Source organism: Phaeodactylibacter luteus, from assembly GCF_007993045.1.
Classification (GTDB): domain Bacteria; phylum Bacteroidota; class Bacteroidia; order Chitinophagales; family Saprospiraceae; genus Phaeodactylibacter; species Phaeodactylibacter luteus.
Map to the genome: position 1 here is coordinate 105,514 of NZ_VOOR01000009.1, position 25,533 is coordinate 131,046.

The 25,533-nt window shown below is 54.0% G+C and carries 20 protein-coding genes; 8 read left to right on the forward strand and 12 right to left on the reverse strand.

Going from position 1 to position 25,533, the window contains the following annotated elements:
- Window positions 1–59 precede the first annotated feature (59 nt).
- The 3 genes from FRY97_RS06360 to FRY97_RS06370 all read left to right on the forward strand — a co-directional run bounded on the left by FRY97_RS06360 (window position 60) and on the right by FRY97_RS06370 (window position 3,142).
- Window positions 60–1,193, forward strand: coding sequence for a THUMP domain-containing class I SAM-dependent RNA methyltransferase (locus FRY97_RS06360; protein ID WP_147166609.1), 1,134 nt, complete (start codon window positions 60–62; stop codon window positions 1,191–1,193).
- A gap of 5 nt (window positions 1,194–1,198) precedes the next feature.
- Window positions 1,199–1,588: a hypothetical protein gene (locus FRY97_RS06365; RefSeq protein ID WP_147166610.1), complete on the forward strand. Its 390-nt coding sequence runs from the start codon at window positions 1,199–1,201 to the stop codon at window positions 1,586–1,588.
- A 237-nt stretch (window positions 1,589–1,825) separates the two neighbouring features.
- The gene (locus FRY97_RS06370; RefSeq protein ID WP_147166611.1) at window positions 1,826–3,142 is read left to right on the forward strand and encodes a sensor histidine kinase; all 1,317 of its coding nucleotides are present in this window, start codon (window positions 1,826–1,828) and stop codon (window positions 3,140–3,142) included.
- 44 nt (window positions 3,143–3,186) lie between these two features.
- On the opposite strand, the gene bshB1 is transcribed toward FRY97_RS06370, so the two are convergent.
- The 3 genes from bshB1 to FRY97_RS06385 all read right to left on the reverse strand — a co-directional run bounded on the left by bshB1 (window position 3,187) and on the right by FRY97_RS06385 (window position 5,997).
- A complete protein-coding gene (gene bshB1 / locus FRY97_RS06375; protein ID WP_147166612.1) occupies window positions 3,187–3,918 on the reverse strand; it encodes a bacillithiol biosynthesis deacetylase BshB1 in 732 nt (243 codons plus the stop codon).
- A 402-nt stretch (window positions 3,919–4,320) separates the two neighbouring features.
- Entirely contained in the window at window positions 4,321–5,010 is a 690-nt protein-coding gene (locus FRY97_RS06380; RefSeq protein ID WP_147166613.1) for a hypothetical protein, read from the reverse strand.
- A 117-nt stretch (window positions 5,011–5,127) separates the two neighbouring features.
- The gene (locus tag FRY97_RS06385) at window positions 5,128–5,997 is read right to left on the reverse strand and encodes a nuclear transport factor 2 family protein (protein ID WP_147166614.1); all 870 of its coding nucleotides are present in this window, start codon (window positions 5,995–5,997) and stop codon (window positions 5,128–5,130) included.
- Window positions 5,998–6,197: 200 nt separating this feature from the next.
- Here FRY97_RS06385 and FRY97_RS06390 point away from each other — a divergent pair, with 200 nt between their 5' ends.
- Window positions 6,198–7,370: a sensor histidine kinase gene (locus tag FRY97_RS06390; RefSeq protein ID WP_147166615.1), complete on the forward strand. Its 1,173-nt coding sequence runs from the start codon at window positions 6,198–6,200 to the stop codon at window positions 7,368–7,370.
- A gap of 89 nt (window positions 7,371–7,459) precedes the next feature.
- On the opposite strand, the gene FRY97_RS06395 is transcribed toward FRY97_RS06390, so the two are convergent.
- The 3 genes from FRY97_RS06395 to aceB all read right to left on the reverse strand — a co-directional run bounded on the left by FRY97_RS06395 (window position 7,460) and on the right by aceB (window position 12,270).
- Window positions 7,460–7,981, reverse strand: a complete 522-nt coding sequence (locus FRY97_RS06395) for a hypothetical protein (RefSeq protein ID WP_170254528.1) — start codon at window positions 7,979–7,981, stop codon at window positions 7,460–7,462.
- Window positions 7,982–9,264: 1,283 nt separating this feature from the next.
- Complete coding sequence (aceA, locus tag FRY97_RS06400; protein WP_147166617.1) at window positions 9,265–10,548, reverse strand: isocitrate lyase; 1,284 nt, start codon at window positions 10,546–10,548, stop codon at window positions 9,265–9,267.
- Window positions 10,549–10,665: 117 nt separating this feature from the next.
- Window positions 10,666–12,270: a malate synthase A gene (gene aceB / locus FRY97_RS06405; RefSeq protein WP_211356822.1), complete on the reverse strand. Its 1,605-nt coding sequence runs from the start codon at window positions 12,268–12,270 to the stop codon at window positions 10,666–10,668.
- A gap of 297 nt (window positions 12,271–12,567) precedes the next feature.
- On the opposite strand from aceB, the gene FRY97_RS06410 reads away from it, so the two are divergent.
- Window positions 12,568–14,055: a helix-turn-helix domain-containing protein gene (locus FRY97_RS06410; RefSeq protein WP_147166619.1), complete on the forward strand. Its 1,488-nt coding sequence runs from the start codon at window positions 12,568–12,570 to the stop codon at window positions 14,053–14,055.
- 243 nt (window positions 14,056–14,298) lie between these two features.
- Here the strand turns inward: FRY97_RS06410 and FRY97_RS06415 are convergent, their stop codons facing one another.
- Window positions 14,299–16,137 carry a pyruvate kinase gene (locus FRY97_RS06415; protein WP_147166620.1) on the reverse strand — a complete coding sequence of 613 codons (1,839 nt, stop codon included), beginning with the start codon at window positions 16,135–16,137 and terminating at the stop codon, window positions 14,299–14,301.
- Window positions 16,134–16,685: an HD domain-containing protein gene (locus tag FRY97_RS06420; protein ID WP_147166621.1), complete on the reverse strand. Its 552-nt coding sequence runs from the start codon at window positions 16,683–16,685 to the stop codon at window positions 16,134–16,136. Before FRY97_RS06420 ends, FRY97_RS06415 begins: the two co-directional genes overlap by 4 nt.
- Before the next feature lie 433 nt (window positions 16,686–17,118).
- Between FRY97_RS06420 and FRY97_RS06425 the strand changes: the two genes are divergently transcribed.
- The 3 genes from FRY97_RS06425 (at window position 17,119) to FRY97_RS06435 (ending at window position 21,213) form a co-directional block, all read left to right on the forward strand.
- Window positions 17,119–18,504 carry an MATE family efflux transporter gene (locus tag FRY97_RS06425; RefSeq protein ID WP_147166622.1) on the forward strand — a complete coding sequence of 462 codons (1,386 nt, stop codon included), beginning with the start codon at window positions 17,119–17,121 and terminating at the stop codon, window positions 18,502–18,504.
- A gap of 275 nt (window positions 18,505–18,779) precedes the next feature.
- The gene (locus FRY97_RS06430) at window positions 18,780–19,889 is read left to right on the forward strand and encodes a hypothetical protein (RefSeq protein ID WP_147166623.1); all 1,110 of its coding nucleotides are present in this window, start codon (window positions 18,780–18,782) and stop codon (window positions 19,887–19,889) included.
- A 166-nt stretch (window positions 19,890–20,055) separates the two neighbouring features.
- Window positions 20,056–21,213: a methylmalonyl-CoA mutase family protein gene (locus FRY97_RS06435; RefSeq protein WP_147166624.1), complete on the forward strand. Its 1,158-nt coding sequence runs from the start codon at window positions 20,056–20,058 to the stop codon at window positions 21,211–21,213.
- Window positions 21,214–21,504: 291 nt separating this feature from the next.
- Here FRY97_RS06435 and FRY97_RS06440 read toward each other — a convergent pair whose 3' ends face one another.
- From FRY97_RS06440 to FRY97_RS06455, 4 genes are all read right to left on the reverse strand, one after another.
- Window positions 21,505–22,473 (reverse strand): fasciclin domain-containing protein, encoded by a 969-nt coding sequence (locus FRY97_RS06440; RefSeq protein ID WP_211356821.1) that lies wholly within the window; start codon window positions 22,471–22,473, stop codon window positions 21,505–21,507.
- A 160-nt stretch (window positions 22,474–22,633) separates the two neighbouring features.
- The gene (locus FRY97_RS06445; RefSeq protein ID WP_147166625.1) at window positions 22,634–23,209 is read right to left on the reverse strand and encodes an SGNH/GDSL hydrolase family protein; all 576 of its coding nucleotides are present in this window, start codon (window positions 23,207–23,209) and stop codon (window positions 22,634–22,636) included.
- Window positions 23,206–24,153 (reverse strand): tRNA epoxyqueuosine(34) reductase QueG, encoded by a 948-nt coding sequence (gene queG / locus FRY97_RS06450; RefSeq protein ID WP_147166626.1) that lies wholly within the window; start codon window positions 24,151–24,153, stop codon window positions 23,206–23,208. Before queG ends, FRY97_RS06445 begins: the two co-directional genes overlap by 4 nt.
- A 57-nt stretch (window positions 24,154–24,210) precedes the next feature.
- On the reverse strand, window positions 24,211–25,155 hold the full coding sequence (locus FRY97_RS06455; RefSeq protein ID WP_147166627.1) for an RpnC/YadD family protein: 945 nt from the start codon (window positions 25,153–25,155) through the stop codon (window positions 24,211–24,213).
- Window positions 25,156–25,533 lie beyond the last annotated feature (378 nt).

The following is a 25,533-nucleotide window of genomic DNA, read 5'->3' on the forward strand; positions in this document are numbered from 1 at the left end:
TATCTTCGCCCGGCAAGCCTTTTGCCAAAAGGCAAAAGCCAACTCAGGAACCTGCAGATATGGAATTTATTGCCAAGACATTAGCCGGGCTCGAGCCCGTTTTAGCTGAAGAGCTCCAACAGCTGGGCGCTTCGGAAGTCCTCCCCGTCAACCGGGCCGTCCGTTTTGAAGGAGATAAAGCCCTCATGTACCGGGCCAACCTTGAGCTGAGGACCGCCCTGCGGGTCTTGGTGCCGGTGCATCAGGGGAAAGCGCAGAACGAAGAGGCCCTCTACCGGCTTATCCGGGAGGTAGACTGGTCTCAGTACATGGGCGTCAATGATACCCTTGCCGTAGATGCAGTCACCAACTCCGACTTTTTCCGCCATTCTAAGTATGCTGCACTGAAAACCAAAGATGCCATCGTAGACCAGTTCCGGGAAAAAAGCGGGCGCCGGCCAAGCGTCAACGTCTATGCGCCAAGGCTGCAGGTAAATGTGCACATCTACAAGGATGAAGTGACCATAGCGCTAGACAGCTCGGGAGAGTCCCTACACAAGCGGGGGTACCGGGTCAGTACAGTAGAAGCGCCTATCAATGAGGTGCTTGCCGCAGGCATGGTACTGCTCAGTGGCTGGAAAGGGGAACAGCCTTTTATCGACCCTATGTGCGGGTCTGGCACCATACTGATCGAAGCCGGGCTCATCGCTACCCGCAGGGCCCCTCAGCTCACCCGCGAGCGTTTTGGCTTTATGCGCTGGCCCGATTTTGATGAAGGCCTCTGGAATTCCATCCTAGATGCTGCGCGAAGCCGCATTATCAAAGCCCCACACCCACTGCAGGGGAGCGATAAAGACTTTAAAGCCGTGCGGCTGACTGAGCAGAATGCCTCCCTGGCCGGGCTGGACGGGCAGGTGGACGTGGTGCGCAAAAAATTTGAAAAACTAGAGCCAGAACACCCCAATGGAGTACTCATCATGAACCCACCCTATGATGAACGGTTAGAAGAAGATGACATCGGCGCACTGTATGAAATGATCGGCGACCGGCTTAAGCAGGCCTTCTCCGGCTATACCGCATGGATGATCAGCTCTAGCGGGGAAGGGTTTAAGCGGGTCGGCCTGAAGACGTCTAAAAAGCATATCCTCTTCAATGGCCCCCTCGAATGCCGGTTCGCAGCCTACGAGCTGTACGAAGGGAGCCACAAAAAATAACCTACATGAAGTACAATGCTTCTGCCTTATTAGTAGTCGGGCTAATTTTTTCAATATTTTTGGAAGGATATGCACAGGAAAGCTGGATGATATCCGGGCATTCCATACCGGAGCTAAAGTCAGCAGCAACGTATCCTGCGCTGAAAAGCCATTCACTTTGGCTGCTATTGCCTGCCAAGCGGCAAATGGTCACGCTCACGCCACCAAAAAGCCAACTGGAGCCCGAGGCTTTTCATAGCTTAGCCCTCATCAATCCAGATAATTCCTATAAAAATTTAGGAGTATTCTGCAAATGGGAAGTACAGTTGGAGAAAGCCGCCCGCTTCCCTGTGCGCTTCCGGTTGGGCGAGTTCAATTACGTCGAGCAACTGGAAGGCAAACAACCTAGCTATTAGCACCGTCCGTTATGCACAATGCGTGCTGGCAACAACTACAGCCGCTCTAAGCTTAGTTTTAATCATCCCCCTTGTCACCAACCCACAACGGGGAGTTGCCCATAACAGCTACCTGAAAACACCAATAGGAACATGCAGCGCCTTAGCGTTCCCAATGGCCCGTTTTCAGGATCATAGACAACTCCCTGCGCCAAGGCCTTCTAAATGACACGGCCCGCTGGCAGATTTTGAAACATTATGGAAAACGCTTACCGTTCCCGTTTCCTTCGTGAGCAGAGCCAAAAAACACGTATGTATGGCTTGATCACTACAGCTGTTGCCCTGCTCGCCATCCCTGTATTCTACTACATCGATGTGTACGAGCTGCAGCTGTCCGGCACGCTCCCCTGGCGCCTGCTCGGGCTTTCTGGAGTAGCCCTTTACCTGATCAGCCTGCTGTTCAAGCTTAAGCCCCGCCAACGCATCTTGGCCCACACGGCCTCTCTATCCATCTATCTGCTGATGATGCTGGGCCTGGCACTTGACATCCTGCAATCTCCTGCCTACAAACTGGACCATGGCTTTGCAGTGACCACAGGCGTACTCACCGTTTGGCTCGTCATTGTGATGGTCTCTAGAGGGGAGCGCATCTACCTTATGTGGACAGGCATAGCCCTTGCCCTATTTTTCGGCAGCATGCTGCTCCTGGGCCCTGTCCAAGATATCGGGTTCCCTATCACCATACTGCTCATTTCTGGGTTTGCAGCCTTCACACTTTACTCTCAGCACAGGCAGGAATTGCAAAAATCTATCTATCTCTATCAATTGGAAGAGAAAGAGGAGCGCATAGCCCGCCAACGGGAAGAGCTGGCTACCGTAAACGCCAACCTCAACAGCTTTAACTATGCCATCACTCACGACCTGAAGGCGCCGCTGCGGCGGGCACAGTCCTTTGCCCAGCTCATCGAAAGAAGACTGAGGAAAATGGGGCTGCATGATAAGGATACCGAGGAATTCATGGCCCACATCCACCACGACCACCAAAAGCTGTTTGAGATCATCGATGGGCTTACCCTGCTGAACCAACTGGGCGTGGCCCGCCCTAGCCCAACATGGGCCGACGTACAGCTGCTCACAGCTCAAATCTGGAAAGAGCTGAAAGAGGAAGGGGGGCAACAGGCACACGCAAATATCGAGTACAGCCAGGCAGGGCCGGTTTTTGCCGATGCCAAACTCATCTGGCACGTACTGCACAACCTCCTGGCCAACGCCATCAAGTATTCGGCACTAGAAACCGCCCCTTGCATACAGGTGTCTACTTACGATGAAGCCCAAGAGCGGATACTCAAGGTGCAGGACAACGGCGCCGGCTTCCCTGCGGCCATGGCTGCAGAGCTCGGGCACCCCTTCAAGCGCCTGCACGCCGCCTCAGAGTTTGAGGGCTCTGGCATCGGCCTGGCTATCGTCCGTTGTGTAGTAGAGCTGCACCGCGGCCGCTTTTGGGCAGAGGGCGAAGAAGGCAAAGGCGCTGCTTTTTACTGCAGTTTCCCAATGCCCGATCAAGGGGCTAGCTGAGCGCTTCCGCATGGCCTTAGCCCCCCTTTTTCATCCCCCTCCAATCAAAACAGCTCAAACAAGCTCCGCACGCCCGGCGTACGCGCCACATTGAACCCCTCGGCATAATCGAACCCTGCAGGCCGGCCATAGGCCGCCGCCTTCGCAGAAAGAAAATCCATAAAGCTCTTTGAAGAAATCGGGGAGTTCAGCTCCTCGGCGTATTCGGTAGCCTCCGGCACATAAAACTGAGAGCGGAAAGCCTTCACCAGCTCCAGCTTGCGCCCCATGAATGGGGTGATGTCCACGACAAAATCAGGCTTGAGGTTGTAATCTTGAATGTAATGGTAAACGGCCGACGGGCGCCAGCGCTCCTGCAGCTGCCCATCCTTGCCCCGGGTCTCTATTTTCGCCAGCCCCGCATAAAAACAGGCATCGGCCGTCAGCTTAGCCGCCCGGCCATGATCAGGGTGGCGATCGTCCAAGGCATTGCAAAGGACAATCTCGGGCCGGCACTCCCGGATGACAGGGATGATCTTTCGGATATTCTCCTCCGAATACGCAAAGAAGCCATCTGCCATGCCCAGGTTCTCCCGGAATTTAGCCCCCAACAGTTGCGCAGCATCAGCCGCCTCCTGATCCCTGATCTCGGCAGAGCCCCGGGTGCCGAGCTCCCCACGGGTCAGGTCCAGCAGCCCTACGGTTTTCCCCTTCTCGATATGGCTGAGCAGAGTACCGCTGCAGCTGAGTTCCACATCATCGGGGTGTACCCCAATGGCCAGTATATCCACTTTCATATTCCTTTAAGATAAGCTATAGAAAAGAATGTAGCCCCAGCGGAGCAGCCTCAAGGGAGTTTGAGCCCTAATCGTTTGAAGCTTCCCCCCATTGCGCAGTAACACAACCCCCTTGCAGCAGGAAAGTTAAATAACAGCGTTAAAACTTTGAGCCCGCAGGCCGAAATAACCTGCCCTTACGGTAAACCTTCAGCACGAGAAAGCGCTTACATCCATACCTCCGCCTAACCGGTAAGGCCTTTGATTTGGGGCCTCCCCTCGCCTCCCGGCTCGGGGCGCTACGCTCCGGGGCTCGCTATGCGCTCGGCCCTATCGGGCTTACACCCCTTCGCATCGCTAGTCCGGCACGGCTAGCAGACTGCAAAATCACAGCACAGGCATGAACATTAAACTGAACACCGGTTAGTTCCACTGCCCATCATCATCATCTTCCGGGCGGAAACCAGGGTCCCAAAAACGCCGGTAAGTAGGGTCTACGCCATCTTCTTCCTCATCCTCTTCCCACTCGTCTTCCTCCTCGTACTCATACCCATAAGCATCTCCACGGTAGTAATAGGCATCCTGTTCAATCGCGTTTTCCGCGTTCAGCAGGAAATCCGGAAGGCTGGCAGGGCCATCGCTCGGCTCAGGGCTGCTCTGCAATTGGTCCAGCCATTTTTCGTACACCTTGCACTGACAATAACGGGCGCCAAACGGGCAGGCCACGGTATCGTAATTGCAAAAATCGATCTGCCAGGTATTGTACTTCAAGACGGGCACCTCTTTGCGCAACTGCTGGGCCAAAATGGCATACCGCTGACGGGAGGGCAAGCCCAAAGGGAAGTTCAGGATGAAGCCGTATGCATCAAGGCAATCGTTCAAGGCATCGAGTATCTGCAGCAGCTGATCGTCCTCTAGCCGTTCTTCAGGCGGAAACCAATTCGGATCGAGCCCGGCAATGAGCCCAAGCGGCTTCCGGGGGGCATCCTTCGCCTCTTCATCCGGGGTAAGGAACTCGAGGTCTTCTTCTTCCTCATCTCCCATAAGATAATGGGGCACATTCTCCATGGCCGCGAGGATATCCTGAACCAAGTAGTTGACATACTTTTCCATACGGGCAGCGTCATTCCATTTTAAGGCAGGATGTCTCCTGCTTGTAAGCAAGGTAGTTAAAAAAGGGCTGCAATGCCAGCCCTTTCAAGCCCGAGTTATCCACATATTCCAGCCTGTCTAGTCTTTGAGTGCTTCCTGCACCTTATCCATCCGCTCGTTGGGCACCATGAGGGACAAATCATAGTGGCGGATCCGCCAGCCTTCATCATCTAGGGCCAGCACACCGGAGCCACGGCAAGTGCCCATGTTCTTGGTGTCGAGCAGCTCTTCAAACCAAGCTGTCTTTCCATCCTTCGAGAAGTACAGCTGCCGGCTGTAGGGGCGGAAGTCCCAGGCTACTTCGCGCTCGAAAGCAAAAGCGGCCCACTCCCGGAGCTCATCCCTCAGCCAGCGCTCTGAAGCATCGGTGCCCAGGTAAATGCCTTCTTCGTGCATGCCCCCAAAAAAAGCAGCTGCATCGGCCGTGGCAGCAGCGCGGTGCCAATTGTCCAACAACTGCCCGATTTCGGCAGCATGGTCAGGGGCTTCCGTACGGCAGCCTTCCCGGTTGCGGGTATCTGTAATGTGGGAGATCTTCCACCCTTCAGCCGTTTTGAACAGCTCAAAGGCATTGGTGCCACAGTGCGATAGCTCCCCATTGTAGAAAAAAGTATAGTCGGTCCAAGCGGTGGCCAACAGCCCGTCTATCCGTATATCGTAGCTCCATATCTGCTCGTCCAATGCCCCTTTGGGCGCCTGCCCTACGCTCTGCACAAAACGCTCCAGGCTGCCGGCCCGCAGCACCGCCTCCCCTGTTTTATCGGCAACAGCCGTATACATGCCCGCACCGGGCAAAAAGGCAGCACGGACCTGAGTACTGTCGGAAGCCCGCATCCCGTCAAATAGCTGCTCGATAGGGGCTTTGACGGCCTGAAAAACGGACATAGGCTGTGCGCTGAGCTGCAGCAGCCCGGCCAGGGAAAATAGGGTTGAAAAAAGGTACCGCATCGTCGTTGGGGTTTGAGGGGTGATTGAAAATAAGTGCCGCCAACCGGGCGTTATACCCGGGCTGAAGGGCCGGCATGGCCAGCTCCAGGCTCATTGTCAGGGTAAATATGCCACAGTATCTGCAATTCCCCTACCTTGGCAGGTGAGATAATTGCTAAACCTTACCCCAACCCCTCTACAAAACGGCCAACTACGCAGTCATGGATATTTACAAACGAAAATCGAGATGGAAACTTTACCTCGGCGTAGCCGGGGCGCTCATCGTAGCCATCTCTATGGTCTACACCAGCTACCTGACCGGAAAACTGGCAGAGGAGGAGCGCAGCAAGGTCGCCCTCTATGTAGAAGCACAAGAACGCTTCAATAATCAGCTGGAAATGGAAGCCATACAGGAAAATGGCTGCCCCGAGCCCGACTTCACCCTCCACCTGCTCATCCTACAGTCCAACAACACCATACCTGTTATCGCGGTAAATGAACAAGGCCGGGTAGACTTCACCGTTAATGTACGGGACACCAGCCAGGCTTATCTGCTTGCGGAGCTGGCCCAAATGGATGAGGAAGGCTTTCAGCCCATCCAAAGCTCCAACCACCGTATTTACTACAAGGAGTCTACCCTGCTCCAGCAGCTGCGCTACTTCCCATTCGTACAGCTGTTCCTGATCGCCGCTTTTGTCGCCTTTGGCTACCTTGGCTTCAGCTCTACCCGCCGGGCCGAGCAGAACCGCGTTTGGGTGGGCATGGCCAAAGAGACCGCCCATCAGCTGGGCACGCCTATATCGGCCATCGTCGCTTGGATCGAGCACCTGAAATTGATACGCGACGAAGACGAAGAGGTACAGGAAGTGGTGACGGAGCTGCGGAACGACGTCAGCCGCCTTGAGCTGATTGCCGACCGCTTCTCCAAAATCGGCTCCGCCCCAAAACTCGACCCCATCAATGTGTTCGAAGAGCTCGAACAGTGCCGGGCCTATATGCAGCGGCGGGCTTCCCGTAAGGTGGCTTTCCAATTCCCAGACCCCGGCAGCCCGCCTCAGACTATCCACATCAATTCCCATCTCTTCGATTGGGTGGTGGAGAACCTGCTCCGCAATGCCCTCGATGCCATGGACGGGCAGGGCGAAATCAGCGCTGAAGTCTATGACGACAACGACTTTGTCTACATCGACATCACAGATACCGGCAAGGGCATACCCGACAACCGCTTCAAGACGGTCTTCCAGCCGGGCTTTACCACCAAGAAAAGGGGCTGGGGCCTTGGCCTCTCACTCGCCAAGCGCATCATAGAAGAATACCACAATGGGAAAATCTTTGTCAAACGCTCGGAAGAAGGCGTAGGCACGACCTTCACAATTCAGCTGCCTAAGCTCTAGGGCTTGCCGCCTGCGGCTATCCGCAGGCGGCAAATGCCCCTACTCTACCACTACCTTTTCTGCCAAGAGCAGCTCGCCCCTGCGGCCCTCTACCGTGAGCACGTATACCCCCGGAGGCAGGCTTGGCAGGGCAGCAGACCAATCTGCAGCGGGGGGCACTTCGGCCGGTAGGCCACCTGCCCCTGCAAGCTTGACAGCTGAAGGATGGACAGCCCTTCCGGCGGAGCGGCCCACTGCAACTGAAGAACCTGCCCCCGCACGGGGTTGATCACCTTTACAGCGGGGCCGGCTTTGCCGCTCAGCACCACGCTCAACACCTCGCTGTAGGCCGACTGCCCGTCGTAGTCTACCTGCAGCAGCCGGTAATACCAACGGCCTGGCCCGGGGCGGTCCATATAGCGGTAAGATGTTGTTTCCTGTGTGGTGCCCTGCCCGGCGACCTGCCCCACCGCTTCCCACCTACGCCCATCTGCGCTGCGCTCTATGCTGAAGTAGTCGTTGTTGAGCTCCTGCGCGGTAGCCCACTGCAGCAGGGCCGCCCCGCCTTCCTCGCGCAAGGCTAGGGCAGAGTAGGTGACGGGGAGAGGGGCGTTGCCTGTAGCTGCTGACATTCGCATCTGATCTACATTGAGTGTACCCAAACCAAGTAAACCCGTAGAATAGCATTTTGCCTGTACCGTAGTAGTATTAAAATCTGCCCCAGTGATATCGCCTCCACCTGGATTGGAAAACACAAACCTTAAGTCTTGATCAGCGCCACTAATCGAAAGCAACGTAGCACTGCTTAACATTGCTTCTAAATTGTTGTCAACCCATAACTCCATGGTAAAACCAGAACCTAAACTGACTAGAGAGTTCCCAAAGCCCAGTACATCTACCCAAACCTCTGTTACCTCTAGTGTATCCAAGCTTGTAAAGTTAAATGTTGCAACAAGCTTATCTGTCCCCCCAAGTATTGGAGTTACAGAAACTTTTGCTAAGTCAAGTGACTCGAGAACTGCAGGACTAGACGTATTTAACCAACTTGGTAAAAGTACCCCTCTATTCTCATTTTCAACATCACCTGCATTCACCGTCTGTGAACTCTGCCCCCACCCCTGCACGCCAAGGCCAAGGAGGAGTGCGGCCGTCCAAAAAATGCATACTTGTTTTTTCATAAGCTCGATAGTTGCCAGCGCTGTGCACAGGCAGCCCGCCTGGCCACCACGGTGGTGCTCAGACGCTGAAGTTGTACATATTGGTTTAAAAAGCCAGCCTTAGTGCTGCCCGGCGGGGCCCACGCCAAACAGCAAACCCCTGCCCTGCCCAGCGGCCATGAGGCTGCCGGACAAGCAAGGAGAGCTGCGTTTTTGAGCTTATTTGTATTGGGTAAGACAAGGAGGAACGCCGTCCGGCAGAGCCGAGCGAAGATCTTTGCATTAAATCGGGCGCTGATTGCTCAGCGCCCTACTGGGGCAAGTTTTTGTGTAAATAGATTGGGCTAAAATGGGCAAATGCCCCGGTGGGTGTATAGCACAACCACAAGAACTGATGCAACATGAAATGCAGCTCAGCTCGAGAAGAGTACCATCCAAGCACCGCCGGGATAAGTCGTGCCCCCTTCTCAAGGAGAAAGGGATGGAATTTAATTTCTACGGGAATGGTGAGCAATCACAACGGGAGGGGGACAGCACAGGGCGTCCGGACAACGTTTTTACCGCTTCCGTTGATTTTAGTGCTGTTCTAGTGATTTATTGGTTCAAATATCTATATAAAACCCTAGGGCTTTTCGATAAAAAAATATTTTTTGTGACATAACAACAGCCCCTAAAGCCTAAATAGCCTGACACGAAAAAAGCCTGCAGCAAGCTGCAGGCCGGACCAATCGAAACCAGTATTGTCTGAAAACTCAATTTTAGTGGGCGAACTGCGCCTCCTCCGTGCTGCCTTTCATAGCCACAGTGGAAGAGTTGCCTTGCTGCACTGTATTCTGCACATAATCAAAGTAGGTCGTGCCTACAAATGCCTGATGCTTCACCGCTTGGAAGCCAGCCCCTTGCAAGGCAAACTCCCGCTCCTGCAGCTCGCTGTAGCCTGCCATGCCCCGTGCCTTGTAAGCTTGTGACAATTCGAACATGCTCGTATTCAGGGCATGGAAGCCAGCCAAGGTGATGAACTGAAAGCGGTACCCAAGGGCGGCGATGTCCTCACGGAAAGTCAGCATCTGCTTTTCGCTCAGGTTGGCGGCCCAGTTGAAAGAAGGCGAGCAATTGTAAGCCAGCAGCTTGCCCGGGAATTGCTCGTGTATAGCCTGTGCGAACTCCCGTGCCTGCCCAAGGTCAGGGTTGGAGGTTTCCATCCACAACAGATCGGCAAAAGGGGCGTAAGAGAGCCCACGGCTGATGGCTTGTTCTACACCGCACCTCACCTCGAAAAAGCCTTCAGAAGTGCGCTGTTGGCTGGTGACAAAGGGGCGGTCTCGCTCATCGATATCTGAAGTCAGCAGGCTGGCCGCATCAGCATCGGTACGGGCGATGATGACCGTAGGCACCCCTGAGACGTCGGTTGCGAGGCGGGCAGCGACCAATTTATTAATGGCCTCCTGTGTTGGCACCAAGACTTTCCCGCCAAGGTGGCCGCACTTTTTGGCAGAAGACAGCTGATCTTCAAAGTGCACCCCGGCAGCCCCCGACTCGATCATGCCGAGCATCAGTTCATAGGCATTGAGGTTGCCCCCGAAGCCAGCCTCTGCATCGGCAATGATGGGCACCATATAATCGGTATTCCCCTGCCCGCTCACCGACTGTATCTGATCGCGGCGTCGCAGGGCGTTGTTGATGCGGCGTACTACATTCGGTACGGAATTAGCGGGGTAGAGCGACTGATCGGGGTACATCGTCCCAGCCAGGTTGTTGTCCGCTGCGACCTGCCAGCCACTAAGGTAGATGGCATCTAGCCCGGCGGTCACTTCCTGTACCGCCTGATTCCCGGTCAGGGCACCGAGGCCTGCCACCCAATCCTGGGTGTGCAGCTTGTGCCAGAATTTCCGAGCCCCTTCCCGGGCAAGGGTATACTCCATGTTGACGCTGCCACGCAGGCGGAGTACGTCCTCCGCGCTGTAAGGGCGCTCAATACCCTCCCAGCGAGGGTTGGTCAGCCAATCGGCTTTCAGTTGCTGAATACGGATGTCTTGCTGCATGACTAAAAGAATTTTATCGTTTGTCGTCAAAAATGAGGTTATAGGACGCCTGGGCTGTACGAGGAGATTTCCCCGCAAGCAAGGCGTTGTGGAATAAATTTTCTTATTTGTGCCGGGCTAGTCGATCAGCTCGTAGGCCGGCAGGGTCAGGAACTCGATGTACTCGTCCGAGCGGATCAGCTGGTCGAACAGCTCAATAGCTTCCGGGAAACGCCCTTTTGCGTAAGCATCCGCCCCGACGTAGCTTTCGATTTTCTGCAACTCCTCGGGCAGCAGGCTTTGGCACAGCTCATAGGTAATCGTGCGCCCGTCGTCCAATTGGGCACCGGCTTGTATCCACTGCCATACTTGTGTCCGTGAAATTTCTGCCGTAGCGGCATCTTCCATAAGGTGGTAAATGGCCGCAGCGCCCTGCCCCCTGAGCCAGCTTTCGATATACAGTATGCCCACGTTCATATTGAGGCGCAGCCCAGCCTCGGATATGCTGCCCTGAGGGGGTGTCAGCAGGTCGTTGGCAGATACAGCGACATCTTCCCGTTTGTTGCTGATCTGGTTTTTTTGTGGCATGTACTCATCGAATACCGCCATTGCGATTGGCACCAGCCCAGGGTGGGCAACCCAAGTGCCGTCGTGCCCGTCCTGTGCTTCTCGGAGCTTGTCCTTTCGCACCTTCTCCAATGCAGCGGTATTGGCCGCGTCATCGCCCTTGATGGGGATCTGAGCCGCCATGCCGCCCATAGCGTGCACCCCACGGCGGTGGCAAGTTTGGATCACAAGCTGAGAATAGGCCTTCATAAAGCCAACGCTCATTGTGACCTGTGCCCGGTCGGGCAAGACATAGCCTTTAAGGTTGCGCAGCTTTTTGATGTAAGAGAAAATATAGTCCCACCGTCCGCAGTTCAGCCCGGCAGAGTGGCCGCGCAGCTCGTACAATATTTCGTTCAGCTCAAAAGAGGCCAGGATGGTCTCAATGAGCACTGTGGCCTTGATGGTCTGTTGGGGTATGCCGAGGAAGTCCTGCGCAAAGACGAACACATCGTTCCACAACCGGGCTTCGAGGTGGCTTTCCAGTTTTGGGAGGTAAAAATACGGCCCAGAGCCATTGGCGAGCAGGCTCCGCACATTGTGGAAAAAATAGAGCCCGAAATCAGCCAAGGCACCGCTCATCGGCCGCCCATCAGCCAGCAAGTGCTTTTCCAGCAGGTGCCAGCCCCGAGGCCGCACGAGCAGTACGGCGGTCTGTTCGTTGAGGCGGTAAGATTTGCCCCTGCGGGCATCTTCAAAGGAGATATCCCGGTTGATCGCGTCCCTAAGGTTGATATGGCCGCTGATATTGTTGTGCCAGTTTGGGGTATTGCTGTCCTCAAAGTCGGCCATAAAGCACTTGGCGCCAGAGTTAAGCGCATTGATAACCATTTTGCGGTCTACGGGCCCGGTGATCTCTACCCGCCGGTCGAGCAGGTCGGGCGGCAGTGGGGCCACCTTCCAATCGCTTTCACGGATGTGGCGGGTCTCGGGCAGGAAATCGGGCAATTGCCCCTCGTTTATAGCTTGCTGCCGGGCCTCACGGGCCTCCAGCAGTTCACACCGGCGCTCATCAAATTGGCGGTGCAAGGCCAGCAGAAAGCGCTGTGCATCTTCCGTTAGGATTTCGGCGAAAGCCGGCTCAAAAGTGCCTGTAATCTCCAGGCCTTCAATTTTTGGATAAGCGGTTTGTGTCATGGTCTCCATCGCAAATATTTTTCAGCTTTTAGCAGCCTGTTGGTAGCCAGCTGCCGGTCTATTGAGCACCCCACGGTGCGTAATTCTTCCACAATATCAAAAAACTATTCAAAAAGCGGAAATTCCGCTAATAGAAAATTTAATCTTTTTTTGTGGATTTAGTTTAGCAGGCGTACATTTCCGTTTAGAAAAATCAGGTACTGCAATGCCCAGGCCGCTTTTGCGCGGGTTTGGGCTGCGGAAATAAAACTTTAGGGCCCGCCCGCAACCGGGCTGCCCTGCCTAACCAAGTGCGATATGGTCGACCCACAAGATGTCATCAAGATGATTTTTGGCTTCAAAGCCAAATACCTGCGGCAAAAGCTGGGGCTCTCCCTAGAAGAGCTGGCAGAGCGCGCCCACCTGTCCAAGTCTTACCTCCACGATATCGAAAAAGGGAAGAAGTACCCGAAGGTGAATAAGATACAAGCCCTCGCAGCTGCATTGGGGGTAGATTACGACTACATGGTCTCCACGCGGGCGTCCAAAAAACTACAGCCCATCGTTGACCTGCTGACTTCTGACTTTATCAAGGAGTTCCCGCTAGATCTTTTTGGGATCAGCCCCGAAAAGCTATTTGAGCTGTTTTCTAATACCCCGGACAAAGTGAACGCCTTCATCAGTACAATCTTTAAGATCACGCGAAACTATCAAATGCAGCGGGAGCATTTGTACTTGGCTGCCCTTCGGTCTTATCAAGACATGTACGACAACTACTTTGCGGATTTGGAAGCTGCCGTTAAGGCCTTTAGGGAAAGTACTGGCCTTTATGCATCGCCGGGCAGCCCGCCGGAAGTGTTGGAACAAATACTCCAAGAGCGGTATGGCATCCGGACAGACTATACGGCCATGCCCAGGGCTGCAGAGCTGCGCAGCCTCCGCTCTCACTATCAGCCGGGCAGCAAAACGCTTTTCATCAACCGGGGGCTAAGCCCGGCACAAACCCGCTTTCTCCTCGGCCGGGAGCTGGCGTTCCAATACCTGGAGCTTGGCGAGCGCCCCTATTTCACCCGTATTATAGAGATAGACTCTTTCGAGCGCCTGCTCAACAATTTCAAGGCCTCCTATTTTGCGGTAGCCCTGATGATGGATGAAGCGCATATGATAGCCGACCTGAAGGGCTTGGCAGGGCAGGCAGAATGGCGCCCTGAGCTGATTTCCGGCCTGCTGGAGCGGTATGATGTTACCCCGGAGATGCTGCTGCAGCGCTGGAGCAACCTATTGCCACAGCATTTTGGCATTAAAGACTTGTTTTTCATCCGGCTTGTGGGGGCAGCTGGGCTACAGCATTTCCGGATGACAAAGGAGCTGCACCTTTCACAGATGCACAACCCTTATGCCAATCAGATGAACGAGCACTACTGCCGGCGCTGGGTTTCTGTCAACCTCATCAAGCAGTTGAAATCGGGGCAGCATACAGGGAGTGCCCCCATCATTGATGCGCAAATTTCGGAATACTGGCAGACCGACAACCGCTACCTCTGCATCTCTCTGGCCAAGCCCGACTTCCATCAGCCGGAGCAGGGCGTGAGCGTCACGATAGGGCTGATGATCAACGAGCAGCTACGGCGGCATTTCAGGTTTATCGACAGCCCGGGCCTGCCTTCCCGCCTGGTACATACCACCTGTGAGCGGTGTGGCATCAGCGACTGCGAGGCACGGGCCGTCGCTCCTACAGTGCTGGAGCAACAACGGGCGAAAGAGGAAATATTGCGGGCAGGAGCAACGCTGCGGGCAGGAGGCTAGCGAGCAGAACTGGTATGCTCTTTGGCACCTACTGAGCGTGAACCAAAATATCGCAGGCGTTTATGCTTTTGGGGCGCTAGCTTGGCATTGGCCTAGCGCTGCGAAGGGGTGCAAGCCCGTTAGGGCCGAGCGGATAGCGAGCCCCGGAGCATAGCGGCACCTGCCCTCAAGGCAGGGGCAGGCCCCCATCCCACGAAGCAGGCTGGGCAAGCCAAAAAAACGACAATCTGGTTTGCGCCCGGCCTACTCACCTTTAGCGCGCTCCATGGGCGGCAGCAAGGGGGCGCTTTTATCTTGGTGGGGCTCCATATCCTTCAAGATGCGGTCAAGGAGGCGTACAGCGTCGAGGATGTAAGGCCCTTTGTTGAGCATAACGCACTCAGCTCGTTGTGCCATCACTGCATCCGTGATTTCTGCCCGTGAAGGGATGCCCTTTTTCGCCAAGTTCTCTAAAACTTGCGTAGCCCAGATGTCGGGCAAATGAGCGGCCTGGCAGAGGGCCTGGATTTCTTCCTGTACCCGGCCAATATTCTCCCAGCCGCATTCCACAGCGAGGTCGCCCCTGGCTATCATGACCCCGACCGGATAGGCCTGCATCCCTGCGAGTAAGATTTGCGGCAGCTGGTCAAACCCCGCCTGAGTTTCTATTTTTAGGATAACGCCGAGCTGGCCTGTAGCGCCTAGCCCGTCAATGGCTTGCAGCAGCTCATCCACATCGGCTGCACTATTGACGAAGGACAGGTTAACCACGTCTGCATGAGCCGAGACGAAAGGTAGATCTGCCCGGTCTTTTTCAGTGAGCCCGCTGATTTGAAGGCAGCTTTCAGGAAAATTCATGCCTTTGTCTGCCCTAAGTAAGCTGCCGCCCGCCTTCGCCTGCTGTACCTTGGCCACAAAATGAGTGGGCTCAGCGGCCACAATTTCGGCTCTGATTTTGCCGTCGTCGAACAACACAGGCTCCCCTACCCTCACAGAATCAAACACCTCTGGGGCTGTACAAGAGATGCAAGCAAGGGCAATCTGCTCCCCTTCTAGGCTGTACTGTGCGTTCTGTCCTGGCCGCCCGTCGCGGTACACTGCGAGCTCATCGCCCGGTTTTAACAAGATAGCGGCTTCAGCCGCCGGCAGTCCGCTAACAGCAAAAGCCGCTTTTTCCATGCTGGGGCTGGTAAAGAGGTAGCTGCCGTTTTCCAGATAAAGGGTACGGGAGGAGGCAGCCCAAACGCCCTGCGGCGACCAATCGGAAAGGGGCAGTTCCCTACTGCGTGCGCGTGTATCTGACAACCATATCGCAGGCTGGCCTTGCAAAGCTGCAACTTGTGTAATCGTAGCAGGTAGATGGAAAGCCCCTTTCTCGACGGGGGGCTGCGGGCCAATCCAAATGCGCGCAGGCTCAACGACCTGCCCCCAGGCATCTCGCTTAGGCTTGAAGCGGCGCACGGCGGGCCCAGGCAATAGGGCTCCGGTACGGATTTTAGGCCCGGCAAGGTCCATGGCCACTTGGCATCTGCAGCCCAAAGCTTCAGAAGCTTTCCGGACGTGAGCAATCATTTGCGCCCACTTTTCAGGACCATCATGGGCACAGTTGATCCGGGCACAGTTCATGCCAGCGCGCAGCAGTGCCTCAACCATAGTATAGTCCTCGGCAGCCTCAGAAGGCAGGGTGACCATGATACGAGCGCGGCGCCCCTCAGTGCGATAGCCGAGCAGCTCCCGGGTATGGGTGCGTACGACTGTAGTGGCCTCAGGTATACTGAGCCCTGCTGTGCCGCCAAGCTGCAGGGGCACTTCGTTCGACAGAGATTGTAGGGCAGCTTCGGCTGTATCGAGGCTGGCCAGGACATGGCCTTCTGCCCGGGCTAAGCGGGAGAGCCCCATCTGGCCGAGGCTGCGCTGCAAGGCCCGGATATCGAAGGTGCGCAAGGCACGATAATGGACCAGGTTGCGGGCGGAAGGCTGCAGGCGCGGACAGGTACGCTCCACGGCATCAGCGTAGCGAGCTTCCATCTGTAGGGCATGGGCTTTGATTTCCTGGATTTGTGACAGCATCTGCTGCAGCACGTCCTTTTCGGGTATGATCATTGTGGAGCGGTATTTGCGAGTTGTGCCCCGGCCCAGTCGGCGGTTTGGTCAAACCATTGATCAAGGGCAGGGTTCTCACCTTTAATAAGAGCAGCAATTTGCCGGGAGTTTTGCAAATAGGCTGCTTTTTTTTCAACTGGCCAATCAATGGGGTAAGTAAAAATATCCCGGAGGTTGGCACCTTTGTCGGCGAGCCGGATTTTGCGGGCTTCTTTAGAAAGGGACGAGGCATTGGCCAACTGAAGTTCCTTGCGGGCAGCGTACGGCAGGCTCATGTCGTCGGTCAGTTCAGCTACAATGCCGGCAACGTTCGCGCCATAGTGCTGTGCCAGTTCTTCCTGGGTGACGGGCGTGTCTTCTAGGATATCATGAAAGAGGGCGGCGAGCAGGAGGGTCTCGTTGGTTTCACCAAAACGGGCTAGAATTTCTGCCACTTTAAGCAGGTGGTTGAGATAGGGCAGGCGGTCATATCCGGCGCGGCGCTGATACTGGTGCTGTTCCGCAGCAAATACAGCAGCCTTGAGCAAGCGGTGGCTGGTGTTGGGCATACGCGTTTTTTTTTGCAATAGACGAAAAAAATGGGAAAGGGGGAAAGGGGAAAGGGGGAAAGGGGAAAGGGGAAATAGGAAGTAGGAAATGGGAAAGGGGAAATAGGAAGTAGGAAATAGGAAATGGGAAGGGGGAAATAGGAAATAGGAAGTAGGAAATGGGAAGGGGGAAATAGGAAATGGGAAGGGGGAAAGGGGAAGGGGGAAATAGGAAGGGGGAAATAGGAAGTAGGAAATAGGAAATGGGAAAGGGGAAGGGGGAAATGGGAAGGGGGAAATAGGAAGGGGGAAATGGGAAATAGGAAGTAGGAAATAGGAAGTAGGAAGTAGGAAATAGGAAAGTGGGAAAGTGGGAAGTTAACTATTCCGAAGGCAGGCAGGGGAACTAATTCGGCAGGAGAGGGGTATGCAAAGCAATCACCTGACAACTATTATGAAGAAAATCGTAGCCCTTGTGCGACAGGCACTCTCAGGCCAAGAGGAAGATTACACCCAAGGCAGCATACGCCGTGCAATTGTACTGCTATCCATCCCAATGATTATGGAAATGGCAATGGAGTCGCTCTTTGCCGTGGCCGATGTCTTTTTCGTATCGCGGGTAGGAGTAGCTGCTGTGACTACAGTAGGGCTGACGGAGTCTGTAGTCACCCTCATATATGCCCTGGCGATAGGGCTCAGCATGGCTGCCACTGCTATGGTATCGAGACGGATTGGGGAAAAGCGGCCAGAGGCAGCGGCACAAGCAGCGGCACAAGCTATGCTGATTGCCCTAGGCGTGAGCACCGTATTGGGCATACTCGGGGTTTGGTTCGCTGCCGACATTTTAAGGCTGATGGGCGGCACTGCAGAAGTGGTGGCGATGGGCACGCCTTACACCCGCATCATGCTTGGCGGAAACCTCGCAATCACATTTTTATTCCTGTTGAACGGTATCTTCCGAGGAGCTGGCGATGCAGCGATTGCAATGCGCTCTCTTTGGATTGCCAACCTCATCAATATCGCCCTAGACCCTATCTTTATTTTTGGCTGGGGCCCCATTCCTGAGATGGGCGTCACCGGTGCAGCCATAGCAACGACCATTGGGCGGAGCGTAGGCGTGCTTTATCAGTTGTACATTCTTTTTGGGCCCAAAGGGCGTATACAGCTCGACGGGCGCGCTTTCCTCCCAGCACCACATCTGCTCGCCAAGCTGGGCAAGATAGCGGCTACGGGTGCCGGGCAGTTTATGATCGCCTCAGCCAGTTGGATTTTCCTAATGCGCATCATCGCCACCCTTGGCAGTGAAGCCGTCGCCGGTTATACGATTGCGATCAGGCTCATCATTTTCACCATTTTGCCTTCTTGGGGCATCTCCAATGCAGCAGCGACCCTTGTAGGCCAAAACCTTGGCGCCGGGCAGCCCCAAAGGGCTGAGGAAAGTGTGTGGAAAGCAGCTTGGTATAATATGATTTTCCTCTTCAGCGTATCCCTGGTTTATTTTGCCGGCTCGCACCAAATCTTAAGCTGGTTCGATACCAACCCCGCCGTACTGGAAGCCGGAGTTACAAGCCTGCGCATTATCTGTACAGGGTATATTTTCTTCGCCTATGGCATGGTGATCAGCCAAGCCTTCAATGGGGCTGGGGATACCCGTACCCCTACCTGGGTCAACTTCATCTGCTTCTGGCTACTAGAAATCCCCTTGGGCTATCTGCTAGCGGTAACGCTTGGCTGGGGCTTGGCCGGCGTATGCTGGTCCATTGCGATCAGCGAAACCGTGCTCGCAGCTTTGGTAGTCCTGATATTCCGGAAAGGAAAGTGGAAAACAACAGAAATATAAAGGCACTGACATGCAAACGTTAAAATATGGGGGTAAACTAGGCAGAGTATAAGATTATCCCTTATATTTGGAGCAAACAGCTGATGGGGCAACCCATTACAGTTCATAATCCCTTAAATTAACATAATCCCATGACTGAACAGGTACAACTCCTGCGTTTAACGCTGTCCCTTTCTATCTGCTTTCCTTTATATCCATTCGGTTCCTAATTTTCAGCGCACCAGAGCATCAGCCTCTTTGTGCGCTAAAGTCATTTTCCTAAAAACCGATCAGATATGTTACTGAAGCAGCACTACGCAGTATTGCTATTGTGTACGTCACTGTACGCCAATCTTCTTTGCGCTCAAAAAGAAGCCGCCTTTCTTATTGGGGTACACCCTACGGTAAACTGCCAAGAAGAAATCCCATTAGTGCCGCCGGTATCCGCAAGCACAGCTGCCCAAGATTTGCGCTTTCAAGATCAATACTTTCCGATAGGCTGTAACCACAGCGGTTTCCAAGGCTATTTCGCATGGGACCGCTGGTCTTACAGCACTGCAAAATATGGTGACGCTGGGGTAGATGTCACCGGAGCTCCCAATAGCGTATTAGTTGAAGGGGCTAATAGGGCTTCAATGATTCTGCCTCCTCACAGTGGTGCCGCTTACGAGCTGGCCATCCCTGCAGAGGGTTTTGTGCAGCTGGATTGGGGCTACGTTGGGGGCTCCTCTTTTTCTAACTCTGCTTCCTTTCAGATATTGGTCAACGGCAGCCCGGTGGATATGCTCCGGGAAGAACGGGACGGTGGCCGTTACTTTTCGGCCGTCCTTGATGCTGGCGACCTGCTGCGCTTCGAGGCTCAATCCGGAGCCCACGGGTTCGAAATCCGCTTGGGCAATTTTGAGTTCTACAGCAACGCCATTGGAGTGATCGCCCGGGAGTGGCAGGGCCATCAAGCCTACTTCACCCAACTCATCAGTATTGAAAAACCAGATTTCTCCCAAATCATCTTTCCACCCCACTACGATGGTTTTCATGCACCGGTCATTGACCACCCCGACTTTGCCAGCCCAGAGGTGGCAGGTTACCCGGTTATCGACAAAGACGGCCTGCTCGACACCACATACGATCAGCTGGCCCTAAAAGGTGAATCCTGCAGCTATCAGAGCAGCTGGGAAGATGAGCTCTTGTATGAGAACGGGCTGTGCATCATCTTCAGGAAATGGACGGTCCGCGACCTGTGCGGGCAGAACATCAGCGAGGCGACCCAATTATTAAGGGTACGTGGCGGCTGTCCAACAGAAGGCTTATATTTGCCGCCTGCTCAACAGGCAGACTCCCCACCCCTGCCCAACGAGGGGGCTGAGCCTTGTATCGTCATGCCTGGCAACCGATTTACCCTGTAGCGTCCACACCCTTTGTGGAGGCCCTAACGCCTACACACAGAGCGCTTTGCCTGTTCTGTGTGTAGGTTTGTAAAGGGTTTCTTATTACAGGACACTTTGAGGCGGAGAGCAAAGGCTCTCCGCTTTTTTTTATCTTGCAGGCAAGCTCTAAAGAACCTGCGCTGATATGAAGAACCTATTAGAAGACTTCCAACCTGTTTCCAAAGCCGAATGGCTGGCCAAAATGGAAAAAGATTTAAAAGGGAAACCCCTCTCAGATCTGCAATGGCACATTAGCGAAACGGTGAGCACACCCCCATTCTATCATCCTGAAGATATGAGCAGACCCGCCCCTCCCCTCCTAAAAGGGCGCAGCTCCAATGAATGGGCTATAGGGGAATACATCAATGTAAAAGCGCCTGAAGATGCACATACCGCACTGATGGAAGGCCTGAACGGTGGAGTGGAAGCCCCGCTATTCCGGCTGTACCAACCAATAGGCGAGGCTGACATAGCACTGCTCCTCAGCGGTGTGGCCCCTGAAATGGTCGCGCTCAATTTTGGAGAGTACTACACCAACAAAGCCCCGGAAGCCCTATTCCATACTTTTGCCAATTGGCTAAACAAGCAGAAGGCGCCTTTGAAAAATATAGCCGGCTCTATTGACTTTGACCCCCTTCTGGACTGGAGCGAGCCCCCAATTCAAACATTGGCACAGCTCATGCGCAACTGCATAGAGAAAATGCCGCTTTTCCGCCCGCTACAAGTAAATGCCAAGACGTTCCACGGCGGCCCCGAACAAGTCGTTGATGAGCTGGCCATGACACTAGCCAAGGGCAACGCCTACCTCAATGCGCTAGAGGCAGAGGGCATCAACAGTCAGGCAGCCAATGCGCACCTTCAGTTTGGCCTGGCTATCAGCAAGAGCTATTTTGTAGAGATTGCTAAACTCCGGGCCTTCCGCCTCCTTTGGGCCAACATCCTCAAAGGGCACGGCAGCATTGGGCAGCCCTTCATTACCGCCCACTTTGCCCATGAGTCTCAGGATGACAAGGTCAACACCAATATTATACGGGCAAGCACACAAGCGATGTCAGCTGTAATTGGCGGAATAGACCGCTTGTACGTCCTCCCTTCCAACCATGTGACCGGCGAGCCTGATCAGCCTTTCGGCAGGCGCATCGCGCGGAATGTGCAGCACCTCCTGAAAATGGAGAGCCATCTGCACAGGGTAGCCGACCCTGGGGCTGGCAGCTTTCTTATCGAAAAACTTACCGCTCAGCTGGCCGAGCAAGCTTGGGCCCGCTTCCAAGAGCTCGATCAACAACAAGCTTTTGGGTTTTAATGCATCAAACTGAGGGCTAACTGTCTTGCGCTCAAATCAGAGGGCTAGTTTGGGGCCTCCCCTTGCCTAACGGCAGGGGCGCTACGCTCCGGGGCTCGCTCTCCGCTCGGCCCTAACGGGCTTGACACCCCTTCGCATCGCTAGGCCGATGCCAACATAATAGCAGACAGCTGCTAAATTAAAAGGGGGCAATTGACCAAGCCCCACTACACATTCCACTCCCAACAAAAATGGGGCCACAGCGCACCTCTGCACCATAGCCCCATTTTCATCACTATATCACACACTTACTTAGGGGAGCAGCACCGTGTCAATGACATGGACCACACCATTTGTGCCTTGAATATCTACAGCTACAATATTTGCTGTGCTGTTAGCAGCAACCACCTGTGGCTGATCAGGGTTGGACAAGTCAATCTGTAGGCTCTGATTTTCGGCAAGCGTAGGCACCTCCATCTGATCCATCAGGTCGCCAGAACGCACGTTGCCTGCAGCCGATACATGGTAAGACAATACAGCCTCCAAAGTTGCGGCAGGGATATCGTCCAAGCTATTCCAATCCGGATTGCTATCGAGCAGAGCAGCAAATGCATCATTAGAAGGGGCAAAGACCGTGAACGGCCCGTCGCCATTCAGTGCAGCCACAAAATCTGTGCTGAGATCAGCGCGGGTCAAAGCAGCCACCAGCGTAGAAAGTGCAGGGTTAGAAGTAGCAAAAGTAACGATATTAGCAGGCATGATCACTGCATCCACACCGTGGATCACCCCATTTGACACTTCATTATCTGCAGCCACTACTTGAGGCCCACCATTCAGCGTTACCCCGTTGTCAAGGTTCACGTACAAGCTGACATTTGCATCCCCGAAGCCTGTCGCGCTCAAGGTCGTATAGTAACCGCTCATAAGCTGGGCAGAGGTAACCTCTCCCGACACTACATGATTGGTGAGGACTGCAGTGAGGACCTCCTGAGGAATGTCATCCAGCCCGTTCCAATCAGGGTTAGAGTCTAACAATGCTTGAAAAGCATCGTTATCTGGAGCGAATACCGTAAAAGGCCCTGTGCCACTGAGCGCAGTTTCGAGCCCTGCAGCCTGAACTGCTGCTGCGAGTGTTGTATAATTATCGCTATTTGCCGCAAAGGACACGATGGTTACCGGATCTGGATCTGGCATATCGCCGTCACCATCGTCATCGCAAGAAGTGAACGTTGTAGTAGAGATTAGAGCGAGAGCTAGGAGCCACAACAAAGACTTTTTCATCTTGTCAATTTTAAGATTTTGGAGAATTATCATCATTCGCCTACCCTAACCCTGCCTTGCCCCTGCTTGTTCTGAGAAAGCAAGGCTTCAGCTGTCCAAAACCCGTCCTTATGCCAGTCCTTTACATTTAGGCAACATTCGCCCTATATCCGTGAACTTCTTAGTCCACTACCTCTCGGATTTGCCTGAGGGCCTGCGCAGCAACCTGATCGGGGCTGCTGCGCTCTGGGGCCAGAACGCTCCACCCCTGCCCCCTGGCAAATTGCTCCACTAGCCTCTCCAACCGGAGCTGCCCTGCTGTATTGAGGACGAGCACCTTGGGCATGGGCTCTTGGGCCTTTAATTGCCTCGCCAGAGCGTCGAGCGCCTCATCCAAAACAGCAGGCGCCGTCCCGGCGCGCTCATCAGCTGCCCCCACCTCCATTAGGATGAGCCGGGGCTGCAAAGACAGCAAAGCGGGCAGGCGCTCATTTAAGCCCGACAGTGGCTCTCTAGAGATAGCGGCATTCAAAACCTCGCCTCCCAAAAGGCCCGCCAGGATTGTATCCTCAAGGAAATAATCCGCTCCAGCAAGAAGGATGTCTACAGGCTCATCCTCTGGCCAAGCAGCATTCTCATTCAGACGTTGAACCGCCACCGGCTGTGGTTCGGTAGGCAAAAACTGCTTTTTATCGCCAGTTTCTTGATTGCAGGACACCGACAGCAGCAGCCAAAAGATAGAAGCCCAGTACTTCATTCCGATTGTTTTTTCCCTTCTCTCAGGAAATCGAGGTTCCGCTTTAGCCCGCTGTATTTTGTCCGCTTTACTGCAGATTTTCTAAAAAGCTCACGAAAAACCTCCTCGGTAAGCTCCTGCCATTCCTCTTCTCGCATACTGAGCAGGTCCGGGTGAGGCTCGAAATCAGGCTCTTTGTGAGGGGTAGAAAAACGGTTCCAAGGGCATACTTCTTGGCAAATATCACAACCGAACATCCAGTTTTCCATCTTGCCACTAAACTCCTCCGGGATAGACGCTCTGAGCTCAATGGTTAGGTAAGAAATACAGCGGCTTCCATCTACTACATACCCTCCGGGGCTGATGGCGTCTGTAGGACATGCCTCCACACAACGAGTACAAGTGCCACAATAATCCTTTATCGGCTCATCGTAGACAAGCTCCAAATCTACAATAGCTTCTGCTAAAAAAAAGTAAGAACCGGCTTTAGGGTGTATGAGCAGCGTATTCCGCCCCACCCAGCCGAGGCCAGAACGGCGTGCCCAATCCCTCTCCAGCACCGGTGCAGAATCTACAAATACCCGCCCTTCAACAGCTCCTACCTTTTCCTGTATAAATGTAAAAAGTGCTTTAAGCTTATCCTTGAGGACAAAGTGGTAATCCTTACCGTAGGCATAACGAGACAGCTTGGGGGCTTCCGGGTCAGTCTGTCCCTGCTCCGGGAAGTAATTATACATCAGGCTTATGACAGTCTTCGCGCCGGGAACCAACTTAGTAGGGTCGACCCGCTTTTCAAAATGATTAGCCATATACCCCATTTCCCCATGCAGGCCTTTATTGAGCCATGACTCTAGACGGCGCGCTTCTTCGTCCATATGCATGGCTTTTGCGAACCCAATGAAAGCAAAGCCCAAGCGGCCTGCCTCCTCACGGATTATTCGGGTGTATCGAGTTCGATGGTCCATCCTCCAAAGGTAGGGCTATCCGTGCCAAATCGAAAAAGCTTTCTGGACCAAAACCCTTCACCCATCCAATTCTGGCAAATCCTCCAATGAAAGGCCCAATTGAGCAGCGACCTCCTCTCTAGGCACACCTAAGCGCAATAGTAGCCGCACAGCTTCCTCCTGCTTGCGCACAGCCTCCTCCTGCTTGCGCACAGCTTCTTCTTTTTGCTGATCGGCTTCAGCAAGCCGGCTTTCGTATTCGTTGAGCTCTGCCAGAAAATCGTCCTCTACTGTCATGATATCCCGCACCTCTGATTCCTGTACCGCTGCTTGTAGGCGGCGGATGATCGGGCGGAACCGCTCTGGAAAGTCAGTTTCTTTTACATTCATGATGTGATGGTTTTCCTGCCGGTTCGCTTGATCAAATATGCTCAGCAGCTGCTCCAACTCATTTCGGCGCGCTTGGCTTAAGGCAGGGACATTAATAATAATACCCTTATGAAAGAGAGCGTCAATGAAATGATGCCGTCCATAAATAGGTTGACCGGAATAACGATCGCTTATCGCTAAATCTATATTTATAATGGGCACCTCCTCAAACCCCCTGATCCTCTCCCCTAATATATAGATAGGCAGGATAGGCAAACCGCTTTTATAGGACCGGCCGTTATCCTTTCTAACCCACTGAAAGAAATTTCCGTTCATATACTGCTTGCCCAGATACTTTCGAAAGCGCATACTTTCGTTCGTGAACTTTGATTTCTGAATTTCAATAATGATAACGCTCTCCTGTCCATCCGCCTCCCGGATTTTAGCCGAAAAATCAAGCCGGTAAATAGAAAGGCTTAATACTGTTGCCTTGGGGCGTTTATCATCATTGGCATCTACGGATAGCTCCTGTGGGAGCATCTCTAGGGATAGGATATCAAGACCGGTCACAGCAGACAAAAAAATCTTAGCTACCCTGGCATCCTCCATAAGGTATTTGAATACCACATCGTAGATCGGGTTTGCGATTTCCAATTCATCTGAGTTTTAGTCATACCAAAATACACAATTTGGCGAGTAAGTGCAAGATGAAAATGGGCGCGAACCAGATTGTCGTTTTTTGAGGGCCTGCCCAGCCTGCTTCGCGGGATGGGGGGCCTGCCCCTGCCGCAAGGAGAGGGCCAGCGGGCAGGTGCCGCTATGCTACGGGGCTCGCTGTCCGCTCGGCCCTATCGGGCTTGCTACCCCTTCGCAGCGCTAGGCCAATGCCAGCCTAATGCACGAAAAGCTTAAACGCCTGCGATATTCTGGTTGACGCCCGATGAAATGCTACCTACCCCACAATAGCTCCGACACATAAACCCCGAATACTGTCAATGCCTTATCTTGGGGCTCAGACCCCAACCTGACGCC

Excerpts from the sequence above, each read along its gene's own strand:
- queG (WP_147166626.1), bottom strand. The coding sequence starts at position 24,153 with ATGGACCATCGAACTCGATACACCCGAATAATCCGTGAGGAGGCAGGC.
- bshB1 (WP_147166612.1), bottom strand. The coding sequence starts at position 3,918 with ATGAAAGTGGATATACTGGCCATTGGGGTACACCCCGATGATGTGGAA.
- FRY97_RS06390 (WP_147166615.1), top strand. The coding sequence starts at position 6,198 with ATGGATATTTACAAACGAAAATCGAGATGGAAACTTTACCTCGGCGTA.
- FRY97_RS06365 (WP_147166610.1), top strand. The coding sequence starts at position 1,199 with ATGAAGTACAATGCTTCTGCCTTATTAGTAGTCGGGCTAATTTTTTCA.
- FRY97_RS06435 (WP_147166624.1), top strand. The coding sequence starts at position 20,056 with ATGAAGAACCTATTAGAAGACTTCCAACCTGTTTCCAAAGCCGAATGG.
- aceA (WP_147166617.1), bottom strand. The coding sequence starts at position 10,548 with ATGCAGCAAGACATCCGTATTCAGCAACTGAAAGCCGATTGGCTGACC.
- FRY97_RS06445 (WP_147166625.1), bottom strand. The coding sequence starts at position 23,209 with ATGAAGTACTGGGCTTCTATCTTTTGGCTGCTGCTGTCGGTGTCCTGC.
- FRY97_RS06430 (WP_147166623.1), top strand. The coding sequence starts at position 18,780 with ATGTTACTGAAGCAGCACTACGCAGTATTGCTATTGTGTACGTCACTG.
- FRY97_RS06415 (WP_147166620.1), bottom strand. The coding sequence starts at position 16,137 with ATGATCATACCCGAAAAGGACGTGCTGCAGCAGATGCTGTCACAAATC.
- FRY97_RS06420 (WP_147166621.1), bottom strand. The coding sequence starts at position 16,685 with ATGCCCAACACCAGCCACCGCTTGCTCAAGGCTGCTGTATTTGCTGCG.
- FRY97_RS06385 (WP_147166614.1), bottom strand. The coding sequence starts at position 5,997 with ATGCGGTACCTTTTTTCAACCCTATTTTCCCTGGCCGGGCTGCTGCAG.
- FRY97_RS06395 (WP_170254528.1), bottom strand. The coding sequence starts at position 7,981 with ATGTCAGCAGCTACAGGCAACGCCCCTCTCCCCGTCACCTACTCTGCC.
- FRY97_RS06425 (WP_147166622.1), top strand. The coding sequence starts at position 17,119 with ATGAAGAAAATCGTAGCCCTTGTGCGACAGGCACTCTCAGGCCAAGAG.
- aceB (WP_211356822.1), bottom strand. The coding sequence starts at position 12,270 with ATGACACAAACCGCTTATCCAAAAATTGAAGGCCTGGAGATTACAGGC.
- FRY97_RS06370 (WP_147166611.1), top strand. The coding sequence starts at position 1,826 with ATGGAAAACGCTTACCGTTCCCGTTTCCTTCGTGAGCAGAGCCAAAAA.
- FRY97_RS06410 (WP_147166619.1), top strand. The coding sequence starts at position 12,568 with ATGGTCGACCCACAAGATGTCATCAAGATGATTTTTGGCTTCAAAGCC.
- FRY97_RS06380 (WP_147166613.1), bottom strand. The coding sequence starts at position 5,010 with ATGGAAAAGTATGTCAACTACTTGGTTCAGGATATCCTCGCGGCCATG.
- FRY97_RS06360 (WP_147166609.1), top strand. The coding sequence starts at position 60 with ATGGAATTTATTGCCAAGACATTAGCCGGGCTCGAGCCCGTTTTAGCT.
- FRY97_RS06440 (WP_211356821.1), bottom strand. The coding sequence starts at position 22,473 with ATGAAAAAGTCTTTGTTGTGGCTCCTAGCTCTCGCTCTAATCTCTACT.